Source organism: Mucilaginibacter sp., from assembly GCF_028288105.1.
Taxonomy (GTDB): Bacteria; Bacteroidota; Bacteroidia; order Sphingobacteriales; family Sphingobacteriaceae; genus Mucilaginibacter.
Genome location: NZ_JAQBOI010000331.1, coordinates 1 through 14,017, shown reverse-complemented (window position 1 = coordinate 14,017; position 14,017 = coordinate 1). Strand labels below are relative to the sequence as shown.

At 40.9% G+C, this 14,017-nt stretch carries 12 protein-coding genes; 2 read left to right on the top strand and 10 right to left on the bottom strand.

Features of this window, described 5'->3' with window-relative positions:
- Nucleotides 1-2,299, bottom strand: a 2,299-nt coding sequence (locus JWQ85_RS21795) for an OstA-like protein (protein WP_299471790.1), incomplete at its 3' end; no start/stop codon positions are given.
- Nucleotides 2,300-2,461: 162 nt separating this feature from the next.
- Between JWQ85_RS21795 and tilS the strand changes: the two genes are divergently transcribed.
- Together tilS and JWQ85_RS21785 are read left to right on the top strand one after the other, a co-directional pair.
- Nucleotides 2,462-3,796: a tRNA lysidine(34) synthetase TilS gene (tilS, locus tag JWQ85_RS21790; protein ID WP_299471788.1), complete on the top strand. Its 1,335-nt coding sequence runs from the start codon at nucleotides 2,462-2,464 to the stop codon at nucleotides 3,794-3,796.
- On the top strand, nucleotides 3,793-4,278 hold the full coding sequence (locus JWQ85_RS21785) for a hypothetical protein (RefSeq protein WP_299471786.1): 486 nt from the start codon (nucleotides 3,793-3,795) through the stop codon (nucleotides 4,276-4,278). The genes tilS and JWQ85_RS21785 overlap by 4 nt, the downstream gene beginning before the upstream one ends.
- A gap of 68 nt (nucleotides 4,279-4,346) precedes the next feature.
- Here the strand turns inward: JWQ85_RS21785 and JWQ85_RS21780 are convergent, their stop codons facing one another.
- From JWQ85_RS21780 to JWQ85_RS21740, 9 genes are all read right to left on the bottom strand, one after another.
- Entirely contained in the window at nucleotides 4,347-5,963 is a 1,617-nt protein-coding gene (locus tag JWQ85_RS21780; protein ID WP_299471784.1) for a gliding motility protein RemB, read from the bottom strand.
- A gap of 21 nt (nucleotides 5,964-5,984) precedes the next feature.
- The gene (gene gmd, locus JWQ85_RS21775; protein WP_299471782.1) at nucleotides 5,985-7,121 is read right to left on the bottom strand and encodes a GDP-mannose 4,6-dehydratase; all 1,137 of its coding nucleotides are present in this window, start codon (nucleotides 7,119-7,121) and stop codon (nucleotides 5,985-5,987) included.
- Between the two features lie 67 nt (nucleotides 7,122-7,188).
- Nucleotides 7,189-7,752: a DUF3109 family protein gene (locus JWQ85_RS21770; protein ID WP_299471780.1), complete on the bottom strand. Its 564-nt coding sequence runs from the start codon at nucleotides 7,750-7,752 to the stop codon at nucleotides 7,189-7,191.
- Nucleotides 7,753-7,757: 5 nt separating this feature from the next.
- A complete protein-coding gene (locus JWQ85_RS21765) occupies nucleotides 7,758-8,534 on the bottom strand; it encodes a DUF3108 domain-containing protein (RefSeq protein ID WP_299471778.1) in 777 nt (258 codons plus the stop codon).
- A 34-nt stretch (nucleotides 8,535-8,568) separates the two neighbouring features.
- Nucleotides 8,569-9,084 (bottom strand): DUF2480 family protein, encoded by a 516-nt coding sequence (locus JWQ85_RS21760; RefSeq protein WP_299471776.1) that lies wholly within the window; start codon nucleotides 9,082-9,084, stop codon nucleotides 8,569-8,571.
- Nucleotides 9,085-9,155: 71 nt separating this feature from the next.
- Nucleotides 9,156-11,252 (bottom strand): peptidylprolyl isomerase, encoded by a 2,097-nt coding sequence (locus JWQ85_RS21755; protein WP_299471774.1) that lies wholly within the window; start codon nucleotides 11,250-11,252, stop codon nucleotides 9,156-9,158.
- Between the two features lie 105 nt (nucleotides 11,253-11,357).
- Entirely contained in the window at nucleotides 11,358-11,933 is a 576-nt protein-coding gene (gene lptC, locus JWQ85_RS21750; protein WP_299471772.1) for an LPS export ABC transporter periplasmic protein LptC, read from the bottom strand.
- A 9-nt stretch (nucleotides 11,934-11,942) separates the two neighbouring features.
- A complete protein-coding gene (locus JWQ85_RS21745) occupies nucleotides 11,943-13,277 on the bottom strand; it encodes a hypothetical protein (protein WP_299471770.1) in 1,335 nt (444 codons plus the stop codon).
- Nucleotides 13,270-14,017, bottom strand: a 748-nt coding sequence (locus JWQ85_RS21740; protein WP_299471768.1) for a type III pantothenate kinase, incomplete at its 5' end; no start/stop codon positions are given. The genes JWQ85_RS21745 and JWQ85_RS21740, both read right to left, overlap by 8 nt.

Genomic DNA, 14,017 nt, shown 5'->3' with positions numbered 1-14,017 from the left:
TATCTTTTGCCCCAACTTTTAATTTATTGGCATCCGCGGTTTTCTTATCAGCAGCAGCCTGTGCACGGGCAATTTTTTTATTGTACGATGGGATGATCGATTCTTTAGATATTGGCCTTTCTTTTGGCTTCCAGATAAATCCTTTTAAGATCTTATCATCTTCGGTGAATTTACCCAATGGGCCATACCGATGCTCGGGCTTGGTAATAAAGAAGATATTTGACGCACTGCCATTCTTAAAATAAATGCGCATACGGCTGCTTAAAGATCGTTGCATACCATCTACCTTTTTAAGGCTGTCGCGGGTAAAGTAAATACTTTCGGCGTTGCCAACAATAAACATACGGTCCAGCTTGTCGTTCTTAAAAAAGCCCCGCATCCGTTTACCCCCAACCTGGTTAAAAGTAGTAGAGTCGCCTTTTTCAATATTTACAATAAATGATTGCGGGAACATATGCAGGTTATCCAGCTTCTTGTTCTTCATTTGCATGGTTATGGTGTCGCCGGATAATTGCGAACCCTGTGTCCATATCAAAGGCTGTACAAAACAATGCAGGGTAGAATCACTGTAACTATAAAACATAGAATCGGCTTTGGCTTGCAAATCAGATTTGAATAGTTTGGCACCATGGTAAGCCTTAATTATCCTTACCCTTGCCGTATCGCTTAATACTACCGGTGGGGTAAAAAATATGGGGTCGCTATTAGCTTCAACGTCCGGGTCTGGTTTAGCTGTTTGTGCCGCAACTGCATCAGCAAATGCCCCACCTCCTTGTGCTTTTTCCTTTCCCTTCTGGGGTACAGCTGCTGCTGCCTGCGGTTTTGGTTTACCAAAAAAGTTACGGTGTAAATAAGTAGTATCGGCAACCCATTTTGGTGCGCTTAGGGTTAAAAACTTATCTGCCTTTCGTTGTTCTGCGGGTGTTAATTTTTTAATTTTTATAGTGGTATCGCGTATGCGGGATAAACGTTCTTTTTCCTGCATTATCTTCAGGTCTTTAAACGTTAATATCTGAGTTTCCAGCGTATCGGCAGATATGTAAATAGAATCGCGTTTTACCTTTTTATCGGGTGGTTTTACTTTAACTGTTGTATCCATTGGGAATGCAGATAAACCCGCGGGCTTATCTGGCATAGCTGCCACTGGTAATTTGGGCTTCTTTAGATTTGCTTTATTTACAGCGTTGGTAGCAGCTTTAACTGCTGTAGGGTTAGCAGCGGCTAATTTAGTAAGCGTATCGGTAATGGCTTGTAAAGGTATTGAACCGGGCTTAATTGGCATAGTGCCTGCGGGTGGTTTAACTGCCAGGGCATTTGCCTTTTTTACAACTGCTGCAGATTTAACCGCGGTTGGGTCGGCAGGTTTTACGCCGGGTTGTATATTACGTACTGTATCCCTTGTGGTGGTATCCTTATTTTCGGTAACAATAATTACGTAAGGGTCTTGCGTTACAACGGTGCGTTCGCCGGCTTTAAAGTAAGTGGCCAGGTCGCCTTTAAGGGTAATGTTTTGTTCCCTGTCATGAAAGGTTACGCGTTTAACCGCACGGCCATAGCCCTTCAGCTTATCATAAAACAAGCTATCGCCGGTTAAAGTTTTGGTGCCTTGTTTGTAAAGGTTCTTCTTGCCGAAGAAAGCCTGTTCAGTTATCGTGTTATAAAGGCCATTCTCGGTATACAGCGTGTCTTTTTTATCTTTGGTATCGTAAATATTTGTAGGGCCGTAAAAATAGGCTATCCGGGTACCGCTGTTATAACGCAGGGTATCGTTTTTTATCAGGGCATCAGGAGTTACCAATATCACATTATAACGAAAATACGCATCTCTCGACTTCGCAAAATAATATCCGTTCTTACTGGTTAGCGTATTGTCTTTATTAACCAGTTTACCGCCGCCGGTGTAAGTACCTATGCGGGTAGCGGTGTTATAAGTAAGATAATCGGTTGTTAAAATGGCATCTTTATCTATCAACTTTACATTATCTGTAAGGATGGCTATTTTGGTATTCCCGTCGTAGTTAAGTTTATCCGAATAAATATTCAGCGTATCGCCCTGGGTAATATTTACATGGCTAAATGCATCAAAGGCATTGTCTTCCGCATAAAAGTAAGCGCTATCCGACCGCATAATGGAGAAATCCTGCTGAAAAACGCCCTGGTAAACTTTAATAACATTCTTGCCGTTAAGTTTTATAACCTGGCTGCTTTTAGATTGTATAAGGTGAACAACAGATTTTTTCTGTGCCGAAACCGTTAGGGTTATTACTATTAAAAGTGTACTAAGAATGTATTTTATCACGATGGCAAAATTAGTTTTTTGCGGGGGTTATTAAATTAATAATTTTGACAACTATTTAGCCTCACCTAAATCCTCTCCAAAGGAGAGGACTTGAACTTGCTATTTTTGAACCCTCTCCCTTGGAGAGGGCAGGGTGAGGCCCAATAGTTATAATTTTGACGTATGCTTCCTATTAAACGCTTTGTTGATTTTATTGAACAAAATACCCTTTTTACGCCAGCCAACAAAATACTGGCAGCTGTAAGCGGAGGCATGGATTCTGTTTTAATGGTGCATTTATTAAAGGCTGCAGGGTTTAATTTTGGTATAGCACATTGCAATTTTAAGTTACGCGACCCCGAAGCTAATACCGATCAGGAATTTACCCGCCTGCTTGCCCGGCAACTAGGGGTTAGTTTCCATACTGTAAACTTTGATACTAAACAATACGCCACTGATAACAAAGTATCTATTCAAATGGCGGCTCGCGATATGCGGTATCAATGGTTCGCTCAAATCAGTCAATCAGCCGGTTACGATGTTATTGCCCTTGCACACCATCAGAACGATACTATTGAAACAATATTGTTAAACCTTACACGCGGTACAGGTATAGCCGGGTTGCACGGTATTTTACCAAAAAATGGCCAGTTGGTGCGCCCTTTACTTTTTCTGACACGGCACGAAATACATACCATAATCACATCCGAAGATTTAAACTATGTAGAGGATGCCTCCAATGCTTCTGTAAAATATGCCCGTAACAAAATACGCCATCAGATTATTCCGTTACTGAAAGAATTGAACCCCAACCTGGAAGCTACTTTTGAGAACAACCTGCGCAATTTTAGGGATATGGAAGTGTTGCTGAACGAAAAGGTGGATGTTTTGAAAAAAGAGCTGCTGATTCAACATGATGGCGAGGTGCATATTTCTATTGAACAGATAGAAGAACTATCGCCCAAACGCTTATTGCTTTTTAAATTACTGCATGATTATGGCTTTATAGAAACTGTTGTCGACGATCTGATAACAGCATTAGCCAAACACCCGGGCCGTGTATTTGAAAGCGCAGGCTTTACCTTACTGGTAGATAGGGGCAAGCTTATTATCTCCCCCAAAGCGGATGAAATTAATGCAGAGATCATCATTAATAAAAACGATACCAGCATTGTTTATAATAGCTACAAACTGACATTGCTGCATGACGATAGCGCGCTAATTATCAGGGATAACCCCTTAGCTGTTTCTGTTGATGCCGAACTATTAGTATATCCGCTTAAATTGCGTGCCTGGCAGCAGGGAGATGTTTTTTACCCGCTGGGGATGAAAACCAGGCAAAAACTGAGCGATTTTTTTATTCACGAGAAGGTGCCGTTGCATAAAAAAAGCAAACTGCCTATACTGGTAAACGGTAACGGCGACATTATTTGGGTAGGCGGTTACCGGCCCGACGAAAGGTATAAAGTAAGTAATAACACTAAAAAAGTTACTATATTCGAACTGTATAAATTATGAGCGATAAATCAGTTTTTATTGAAAAACAATACCTGGGCAGGGAGTGGATCCCTATCACTATCCGCCTGGTTTTAGCCATGTTTTGTTTTGCTGCTTATTTTTTTACGGATGAACGCGAACGCAACGGCGACCTCTTGGCCATTGTTGGGTTTGTTATTATTATCATATCCATCATAATGGGCTTTTTGCTGCACTTTAGCACTAGGGTTATCAATAAAAGCGTTTTATTGGATGGTTTATGGAGCACCCGCCGGGTTAAGATAGATCTGAATAGTATTGTAAAGGTTGAAAAAGGATCGTACAGCCGCTACTTGTTCAATAACCCTGTTTATAATTTGCACACCAAAGGCACCATTCGTTTTTATGCGGCTGGTACCGATGCTATACACCTTACTGATAGGGATGGCCTTGTTTACATCATAGGATCGCAGCATGCCAACGAGTTTTTACGGGCAATTAAAGAAGAAATGAAATCGGCTTAAAGCCAATAGATATATAAAAAAGGCAGCGGATATTTATCCGCTGCCTTTTTTATGCTGTCAGTATTTTGTTAGTGCGTTTTGTAGCTGGCCAGATCACTATAGATCTGGCGGAACGAACTACGCAAGCCGAAAGTTATCATAGCGGTTTTATCGTTAAAGTCGCTGTTCTTTTCGGTGCGGTAAATACCACCAAGTTCTAACCTGAGGTTGTATTTAGGGTTAAGCACATAGCCAATTTTACCTTGCAGGTAAACCATATTTGTTTTTAAGCCCTGGCCAATAGTGTTCCCATCACGTTGTATGGGCTGGCTGTAATGCTTAAAAATATCTTTACCATAATTATCATTACCTATATCCAAACCATATCGGCCGTAATCAACTTCGCCCATTAGGTCGAAACGTTTATAGGAGTAGTTAAGCAAAGCAACCACCTCGCGGAAGTTTGCGCCCCACGGATGTGCCAGCGGTTCGCTGTTGGCGGAGTAATTTAATATGCTCGATCGTTCCGAATAGGTGTAAGGCCTAACTGTATTGGTTTCTAACAGGTAGTTTAAGTTAGTAACACCAAACAGGTTGGCGCCCCTTATACCTACCTGGTAGCCAAATTTGTTGTTTACATAACCTGCATTATTAAAAAACTCTTTAGCCGTAAACTCATCCAGCGAGAACTGGCCATAGGCGGTAATGCCATCGGTTAGCTTGTATTTAGTTGTAAAGCCTATCAGCGCATTATCTGGCGAGCCATTGGCAGCCTCTACCGGCCTTAAAAATATAACGGGGTTAATGTAGCTAAAATCGAAACCGTGTGTATGGCCCTGGTCGTCCGTATTGCTCCAAATAACCGAATCAAAGAAGCCAAACGACAGCCGGTTATTTACATTCCAATCCAGATAGTGAAATATGCCCCATTTATTGCGGTCGATATTTAAATCGCTGGTGCCGGCAGGGTCAGTAAAGTAGGCCCACATAGCCATGTATTTTACATTGCCCAGGTTGGCTGTAAGTTTAAAGAAAGGATATGGCGATGCATAGTCTGACAATAGCAGTGAGCGGTAACCATCGCCAATAAAGGTTTTATCGCGCCCGGCGCTAATATTTAAATATTTAACCGGCGTGTATGATACTGTGGCGGTAATATAATCCCACGCATAAGCATTGAGGTTGTTGTTAAAACTACTGGCATATGCCTGCCCGGGCACTATGCCAACCTGCCTGATGTAGGTAGATATATAATTGGGCACTTCGGCCTGGTTCAGATAGCCTGATATGTTATAGTAAAACTTTTTACCTACTGTACCGCCAATTTGTAAACCAAGTGAACTTAGGTAGGTGTTGCGTTTATTTGAAAGATCGCGGCCTATGTTAAAGTCTGGAAGCAGATCGGCGTAAAAGGTGGAGTTGGCGCCTTTTACATCAATTAAATGCTCGTTAAACAGCTTGCGGTACAAAATGTTTTTGTTTGAACCATCGCCACCGTAATTCATGATAGAATCATAGCGGTGCATCAGTAATGAATCGTCAATAAAAAATGGTTTTAACGAGGTATGCAGGCGGGTTTGGGTTGAATAGGCATCAGCATTAAACTTTTGATAAAAATCGTATGAGTAAGGCTGGTATATTGATTGTGAACGGGCAATGCCCGCTGTGATCAATAATAACGCAATGCTGGTAAATATTCTCTTCATATAATGCCGAAATGAGTTAAACTATTCAAAATAGTTTAATGTTTTAAAGCCGCCCTTTTTCATGTGCTCGTCCTTTTTTGCCAAATGCAGATCAGACTGTACCATATCCGTAACAAGCGCTTGCAAGTCATAACTTGGTTCCCAGCCTAATTGTTTTTTAGCTTTTGACGGATCGCCAATTAAAAGGTCAACCTCGGTAGGCCTAAAGTACTGCGGATCTACCTTTACAATAGTTTGGCCAAACTTTAAAGCATCGGCATTTAAACCTAACGATTCAACTTTTTCCTGGTCAATGTCTATGATAACACCTCTTTCATTCTCATCCTTGCCGCTAAACTCTACTTCGATACCCAGTTCGCCAAAAGCCATTTTAATAAACTCGCGTACTGTGGTAGTTACGCCGGTTGCAATTACATAGTCTTCGGGCTTGTCCTGCTGCAGCATTAACCACATGGCAACAATATAGTCCTTGGCATGGCCCCAATCGCGCTGAGCGGATAAATTGCCTATATACAGGCAATCCTGCAGGCCTAAGCTGATCTTGGCAACGGCACGGGTAATTTTACGGGTAACAAAAGTTTCGCCGCGTATAGGGCTTTCGTGGTTAAACAATATGCCGTTACAGGCATACATTTGATAGGCTTCGCGATAGTTTACAATGATCCAGTAGCCGTAAAGTTTAGCTACCGCATAAGGCGAGCGCGGGTAAAAAGGAGTGGTTTCGCTTTGCGGAACATGTTGCACCAAACCATAAAGCTCTGATGTAGATGCCTGATATAAACGTGTTTTTTTGGTAAGGCCTAACAGCCTGATAGCCTCCAGTATACGCAATACACCAATACCATCGGTATTAGCGGTATACTCCGGCGAGTCAAAACTTACCTTAACATGGCTTTGGGCGCCAAGATTATATATTTCATCCGGCTGTATCTCCTGGATAAGCCTGGTTAAATTCATAGCATCGGTAAGGTCGCCGTAGTGCAGATGTAATTTAACGCCGCTTTCATGCGGGTCGTGGTACAAATGGTCGATCCTATCTGTATTAAAAGATGAAGCCCGGCGTTTAATACCGTGTACCTCGTATCCTTTTTTTAGCAAAAACTCAGCTAAATATGCGCCGTCCTGGCCAGTTATACCCGTTATTAAAGCCTTTTTCATTAACAAATATTATAAAATGCAATATTATTTAAATTAATTGTAAAAGCTTGTATCGGGCCTGGTAGTTTTAGATGCCGGCAACGGTATCTTCCAGCTCGCGATACCATTCTTCGCCATATTTGCGAATAAGCGGGCCTTTTAAAAATTCATGCACTTTTACCTGAAGCTCATCGCCAAAAGAGCATGCAGGGCTACAAATACTCCATCGATCATAATTTAAAACATCAAACTCTGGATATGCCGTTATGCGGATGGGATATAAGTGGCATGATATAGGTTTTTGCCAGTCAACGGCGCCTTCTTCATAAGCCTTTTCTATAGCGCACTTGGTAATGCCACCCTCCCATATTACATAAGCGCATTCTTTGTTCACCTCAACGCATGGGGTGGTGTAGTCGCCTTCAAAATCGGTTACGTAGGTGCCAACCTCTTCAACGGTGGCAATACCCTTAGCGGTCATGTATGGTTTAACCTTGGGGTATATCTCGTCCAGTATGTTCAGCTCATCGTGGTTTAGGGGCGCGCCCGAATCACCTTCAAGGCAGCAAGCGCCTTTGCATTTGTTTAAATTGCAAACGAAGTTGTTTTTTATAACATCTTCGTGCAGTAAAACATTTCCTACTTCAATCATCTAATTTAATTTTTAATGGGGTTTAGCGGATATTTAAGCCCGCTGGCCTGCGTCAGGTCCATTACCAAACTCCCAACTATCAGTTCTACATGCGCCTTAACTGGGATGCGGTTCTTATCGTCAGTGATCCACAAATATAGCATACTGTTTTTTCTGAATATGCGCCCGGGAATAATAGTGGGATTAAACTTTAAACAATTAAAAGTTCCCAGCCCGCATTTCACCTTTTCGCGGCCTATAAAAGTAATGGTAAGTGTGTGTATCCCATCCTCCAAAAAGTAGCGCATACTTAGCTTATCGCCAATTTTTAACTTTGATACATTAATATTACGGGCAAAGTAATAAGCCGATAAAAAGTCAAATACATTGCCCTTAAACGGGAATTTACCTTTATCAGCAGTTATTATACCTGCTTCGTGATCAAAAGTAACCTTATCACTATGCCTGTATTTTGATTCCTGCCTTTGCTCTGAGTAATAGTAGGGCATCAGCGTTTGCGGGTCAATAAATGTTTCGTACTTATTACGCACTTTAAAAAGCAGGTTGAATGTGCCGGCAGTGCGGGCATCGGCATAAATATGCAGCGCGGGGTGGTTATCAAACTTAACCGGACTATTTTCTACCTTAATTACAGTTTCGGCAGCGGTGAAAATACCGTACCTTAATTTATATGTTATTTGTTCGCCTGCTTGAAAAGCAACCCCGTTTGTTTTGGTTACTTCCTGGCCAAATGCCCCTGCAAAACAGGTAAGCATTAAAAGAGCTAAATAATATTTCCTCATGTGTTTGATATAGACGCAATTACCACAGTACGGTTTAATCTTTGCGTTTATAAATAGGCACAGTGGAGCATGGTTCGCCAAACATCAGGCTTTTTGCAACCGGGGTAAGTTTCTGTGTTAACTCCACATAAGCCGATACAGGTACAGGTACATCACCGCATCCTTTGATCACCACACGCTGGTCGCGGTATTGTTCAACATCAAGGGCGGCCACTTCTTTTACAAACAATACGGTTTCTAACACATCGGCATCGCCAAAAACAACCTGGCGGGCGTAAGGCACCAAACGGTTAGCCAATAGCATGTATGCCCATGCGGGTACAATGGCATCGGCTGTGCAGGTAATTGCTACGTTTTTGTCCTGGTATTGTGCCCAATCATGTGTTTTAACAAATTCGCGGAAATCTTTTTCGCGCAGCATAAGGCCGTGGAACAGGTTATCTTTAATGTCATAAACCACGCGCTCGCCCGGGGCATAAAACTGGGCAGGGTCTAAAGTAACCAGTCCGCTTTGTGCAACTTTATTTATTATATTTTCCTGTATTTCCATGATGGTAAAAATAAAAAATCCGGCATCAACTATAACGTTGGTGCCGGATACAAAATTACGTTAAATTTTCCTTACAAAAACTTAGCTCTGTTATCTTTTACATTCGCCTTATCTTTCAGGGCGTCAAGTACCATGCCTTGTGAGCGCTGTAACAGTGCCTGGCCTATTTGCTCTTTCTCTCTAACATTGTTTGTAAGCTGTGCCGGGTTTGTAAAGCTATCTAATGTAAATACATAAACGCCCTGCTGGCCTTGAACAGGTTTTGACAGTTTATTTGGCTGTGAACCAAATACGGTACCTATAACTTTATACTCTGCTTGTGAACCTGGGATAACCGGGTTAGCAAACACTATGTTTTGCAACGGAACAACTTTGCTGCCTGCTTTTTGAGCAACCTGGTCAATGCTTGTTGCACCGTTTAAAGCAGCTTGTAATTTATCTGAAAGCTGTTTGCCTTTAACCTGTATGCGAACCATTGGCTCAATTTGTTTCTTTATAACATCTAAAGGTAAAATGCCTTTAGGTTTTATGGCAGATACACGTGCAACTACATATTGGTCGCCCACGGTAAATACCTGGTCAGAGAAAGTGCCTTTGTCTGATTTGAATGCCCATTTTACAACTTCGCGTGCGTTATCTAAACCTAATACGCTTGCCGCTGTGCCATTTACATCTTCAGCATTTTTAATAGGTAAGCCTGCTTTTTTAGCCTGGGCATCAAAGTTTTCGTTAGTTAACGAGCTTAAGAATGACTGCGCTTTGCTGTAAACTGCTGCTTGTGTTTTGCTGCTTGGTGTTAATGGTTTATCAACTACGGCAACTTTAACAACTTTGGATGAGCCTTTTTGCTCTTCGATCTGTAATAAGTGAACACCAAACTGTGTTGCAAATACTTTAATATCGCCAGGTTTACCGTTAAAAGCTACGTCGTCAAACGCAGGGATCATAGTGCCACGGGCAAAAGTACCAAGGTCTCCGCCTTTTTCGCCTGATGCTTTATCTACCGAGAACATTTTAGCCAGATCAGCAAATGACTTACCGCCTTCAATTAATTTCTTAAGTGAATCGGCTTTGGCAATAGCTTTATCAACGCCGCCTGTAGTAGCCGGGTTTATTAAGATGTGCCTTGCCTTTACTGAATCGGGGCTAATTCTTGAATCAATTAGTTTAGCTACTTTATAGCTACCATTTGATAAGTAAGGGCCATACATAAAGCCTTTATCTGCGGCAAACATAACTGAATCCAGTTTAGGCTCTAATTGTCCTTTTTTCTGATAAACAAGTTGTGATTTTGTTTCAGAGTTTATCTGTACAAAAAGTGAATCGTTAGGGGTTGCCTTAAAATCAGCAACTAATTTATCAACCTGTGCTTTTACAGCTAATGTATCTTCTTTTGAAGGGGCAGCATTAAAGCTTACATACTCAAAACTGCGTAACTCCTGTTGATTTTTAAATTCTGATTTATGTTCATTATAGTAAGCGCTATAATCATCATCAGTTAATTTGATATTGGCATCAGGTATTGAAGCGTAATCAAGCACTGTATATTTAAAGTTTGCTAATTTATTTTTAGCAAGATAATCATCCTGTGCATCAAGCGAGTTTACATACAGGCCATTGGTTACCAACGACATGTATTTTTGCTGCTTTTTAGCCGCTATTAATTGTTTAACAAAATCGCTCCAGGCGTTTACCTGGGCCGCCTCAACCTTTGGAGATTGCAGGTAGCTTAAAAACTGGTTAAGTTTGTTTTTATCAAATTGGCCGTCCTGCCCAACAAATTGGCGTTGTACCTGCGGGTCGGGGTTACTGCCGCTTATCATAGCCTGGCTTTCGTCTGTACCTACAATAATACCAAGTTTGTTAATTTCTTTATTTAGCAGTAATTCTGTTAAATATTGGTTCCAGGTAGTTTCCTGTATGTAATTAGTAATTTGAGGCGTAAGGCTTTGTCCAGACTGTTGTTTAAACTGCTGCGTGCTTTGCTCTAATCTTTGGTTGAAATCAACATAAGCGATCTTCTCGCCATTTACCTCGCCAATGTTGTTGACATCCCCCCGGAAAAAAGAACTCCCGGATTGTACCACTTCACCAACAATGAACGCGAAAAGCGCTAAACCAATAACTCCTGCGAGAATTTTTCCCATTCGCTCCCGCAAATAACCCATTATACCCATATAACTATATATATTTTATATTCTCAAAAAGAGGCGCAAGATACAATTTTTACTAAAATTCTATAACACAAAAATTTGCGTAATTAAATTTAGTCATTAATGTGTAAGATTATCATCCACGTGAATGATGGCGGTAGAGTTTTGAAACACAGGATTGCTTAATTTATCGTCGCTTACAAAGCTGGTACCGGTCATTTCGTCGCCGCCAACTTTTGTCATTTTTACTTTTTTATTTGAGTACACCTGTTTTTTAGCCTGATCCCATATCAGCTCTTCAGAGCGGTAAACTGTACCGTCGCTTTTTGTTGCTACTACGTTCTTGCGAAATACGATCAGTTCTTTTTTATCATAATAATAACCGGTATCGGCAATAATGTTGCCATCTTCTTTTAAATCGTGAGTGTACGAAATAACTTTTACGCCATTGGGCATTATTTTGTAGGGATCTTTTTTGGTAGCGTATTCTATAAGCAAGGGGGAAATAACCTGTGCCTTTACAAACCCCGAATCGCTGAGGGTTATAGTTACACCGGTTGTACGCTGTACAGGTTTGGTAGCATCGGCCGCGGCTACTGCTTTTACCTTATTTAAATCGTTTTCACAGGCGCTTAAAAACAGGGCTATAAAAACAGCCGGTAAATAAATGCACAGTTGTTTTAGCCTGTTTTGCATTATAAAATGTTAATCAAACCTGTATTTCTGGAACCACTTATCGTTAAGCGTGAATGACAAATGCACGTTAACATAGTTCTCCTTAACTAAACTGTTAACCAGAGTGCCGCGCCTGCCTACTTCGGCGCCTATATTTATTTTATAAAAGCTGGTATTGTTGGCTCTTAAAGGTAAGCCAACACCAAATGTGGCGGCGTATCTTTTAATATCTGTACTGTTTACGTTTAGGTAAGTTTGATCGTAAATAAAGCCTAAACGGTAATCAACCGATGCAAAATAGTTTGATAATGAATTGATATTAGGGGTGAACTGGCCACCAACATTAAAGGTTTTGCTATCGCGAAGCCCTTTATTAGTACCTGCAACAGTTAGTTTTGACCAATTGCTCATGGTATAATCGGCACCTATCAGGAATTTCCCATCGTTTTGGAAAGATATACCGAAACGGTTGATCATTGGTAACTGTATTTTACCAGATGGTTGCTGATTGTTTATAAGACTATCAGTAGCAACACCTTCATCGCCGTTGGTATTTCTGTAATAGCTGCTAACAATGTAACTGTTTGCTGTATTTAGTTTTGTGTTTGCCGATGCAGAATAACCAAAAGTTAAGTGTTTCCTTTGAGAAAAATCTACAGAGTATTGAACGCCGTAATCGTAATTGAAACCATTAATGCTGTTACTTTCTTCAATTCTGGAGTTTAATACAGCAGGCAGAGAAGGTACTTCTGTTGATTGTGTTTCTTTAAGGTTACCAAATATATAAGATACGCTACCACCAATTGATAAGTGGCTCCCTATGCCAAAACCGTAGCCTAAAAATATCCTTGATAAACCACCATCGCCACTGTAAAGGTAGTTTACAGCGCTTGTATCTATTGGGTTAATGGGATCAGAAATCGGGTTTATTTGCTTGTTTACCTGTTTATAATTATAGCCCATTTCGCTGTAAGGCATTAAACCAAAGGTAATTGCCGAGCGTTTTGATACCGGTATACCAAATGCAATATGGCTAAGCCTGAAATTAGCATTGCTTTGTGATGTTTGACCCGATTTTTCAAGTGTGTTGAAATTGCCATACAAGCCAATATCAATAACAGTTAAACCAATAGCAGCGTTTGATGCAGGGTTTAGCGGGTTTACCGAAAAGAAACCATTGATACGGTTAGTTGCCACACCAATGCCTCCCATAGCAACATTTTGAGGCATCAGCATGGGGTTAATATCACCTATACCATAACGCGAATACGGAGAACTGGTAGTTGCAGTAGATTGCGCTTTTACGCCAAGTGCCGTTGCAGTAAATAAGAACAGTATTATTACGAACCTTATATATTTAATCATTATGCTTTTGTATAGCTGCGTTTAATCCTTTTAGAACCAGGTAAGGCTCAATTTTAATATAGGGGGCAAAGATGCTATTTTTCAATAGAGTATCAAAAAAAATACTGTCGCCCCCGCTTAGTATAATATTGTACCCTTTTTGTGTTTTTATGTACTCATTTATAAAGCCTTCCAGCTCGTATCTTACCCCGTTTTGCACCCCCGATTTTATTGCGGACGCGGTATCATTACCATACGCCGCGTTAAAGTTTTTATCGGGCTCAATTAAAGGCAGCGCCGCGGTATAATGGTTAACGGCTCTATAACGCATATTTAATCCCGGTGATATACTGCCGCCAAAATAATTCGCGCCTGCATCAATAAAGTCATAAGTAATGCAGGTGCCACCGCTTATGATTATATTATTTGTACCCGGATATAAATAATTTGCCCCAATTACAGCTGCCAGCCTATCGGCACCAAGTGTGTTGGGCGTTTTGTAATGATTATTTATGCCTGCGGTTATGCTGCTATTAAAATATATAACCTGAAACTTATTTTCCAGCAGGGTTTGCCAGGGTTGTTTTTCTGTTTTTACAGATGATGTTATTACCCTGTTAATTTTATAAATGCTTAAAAAGCTATCTATATCCTGGCTGCCGGTTTGTTCATATTGCTCTACTTTTAGCAGGTCGTCGTTTTCAAAAACAGCGACTTTGGTAAAAGTATTGCCAATATCAATAACCAGGTTTAGCATCAGG

What these genes read in the sequence shown, in the direction of transcription:
- tilS (WP_299471788.1), top strand. Translation starts at nt 2,462, where the DNA reads ATGCTTCCTATTAAACGCTTTGTTGATTTTATTGAACAAAATACCCTT.
- JWQ85_RS21785 (WP_299471786.1), top strand. Translation starts at nt 3,793, where the DNA reads ATGAGCGATAAATCAGTTTTTATTGAAAAACAATACCTGGGCAGGGAG.
- JWQ85_RS21780 (WP_299471784.1), bottom strand. Translation starts at nt 5,963, where the DNA reads ATGAAGAGAATATTTACCAGCATTGCGTTATTATTGATCACAGCGGGC.
- gmd (WP_299471782.1), bottom strand. Translation starts at nt 7,121, where the DNA reads ATGAAAAAGGCTTTAATAACGGGTATAACTGGCCAGGACGGCGCATAT.
- JWQ85_RS21770 (WP_299471780.1), bottom strand. Translation starts at nt 7,752, where the DNA reads ATGATTGAAGTAGGAAATGTTTTACTGCACGAAGATGTTATAAAAAAC.
- JWQ85_RS21765 (WP_299471778.1), bottom strand. Translation starts at nt 8,534, where the DNA reads ATGAGGAAATATTATTTAGCTCTTTTAATGCTTACCTGTTTTGCAGGG.
- JWQ85_RS21760 (WP_299471776.1), bottom strand. Translation starts at nt 9,084, where the DNA reads ATGGAAATACAGGAAAATATAATAAATAAAGTTGCACAAAGCGGACTG.
- JWQ85_RS21755 (WP_299471774.1), bottom strand. Translation starts at nt 11,252, where the DNA reads ATGGGTTATTTGCGGGAGCGAATGGGAAAAATTCTCGCAGGAGTTATT.
- lptC (WP_299471772.1), bottom strand. Translation starts at nt 11,933, where the DNA reads ATGCAAAACAGGCTAAAACAACTGTGCATTTATTTACCGGCTGTTTTT.
- JWQ85_RS21745 (WP_299471770.1), bottom strand. Translation starts at nt 13,277, where the DNA reads ATGATTAAATATATAAGGTTCGTAATAATACTGTTCTTATTTACTGCA.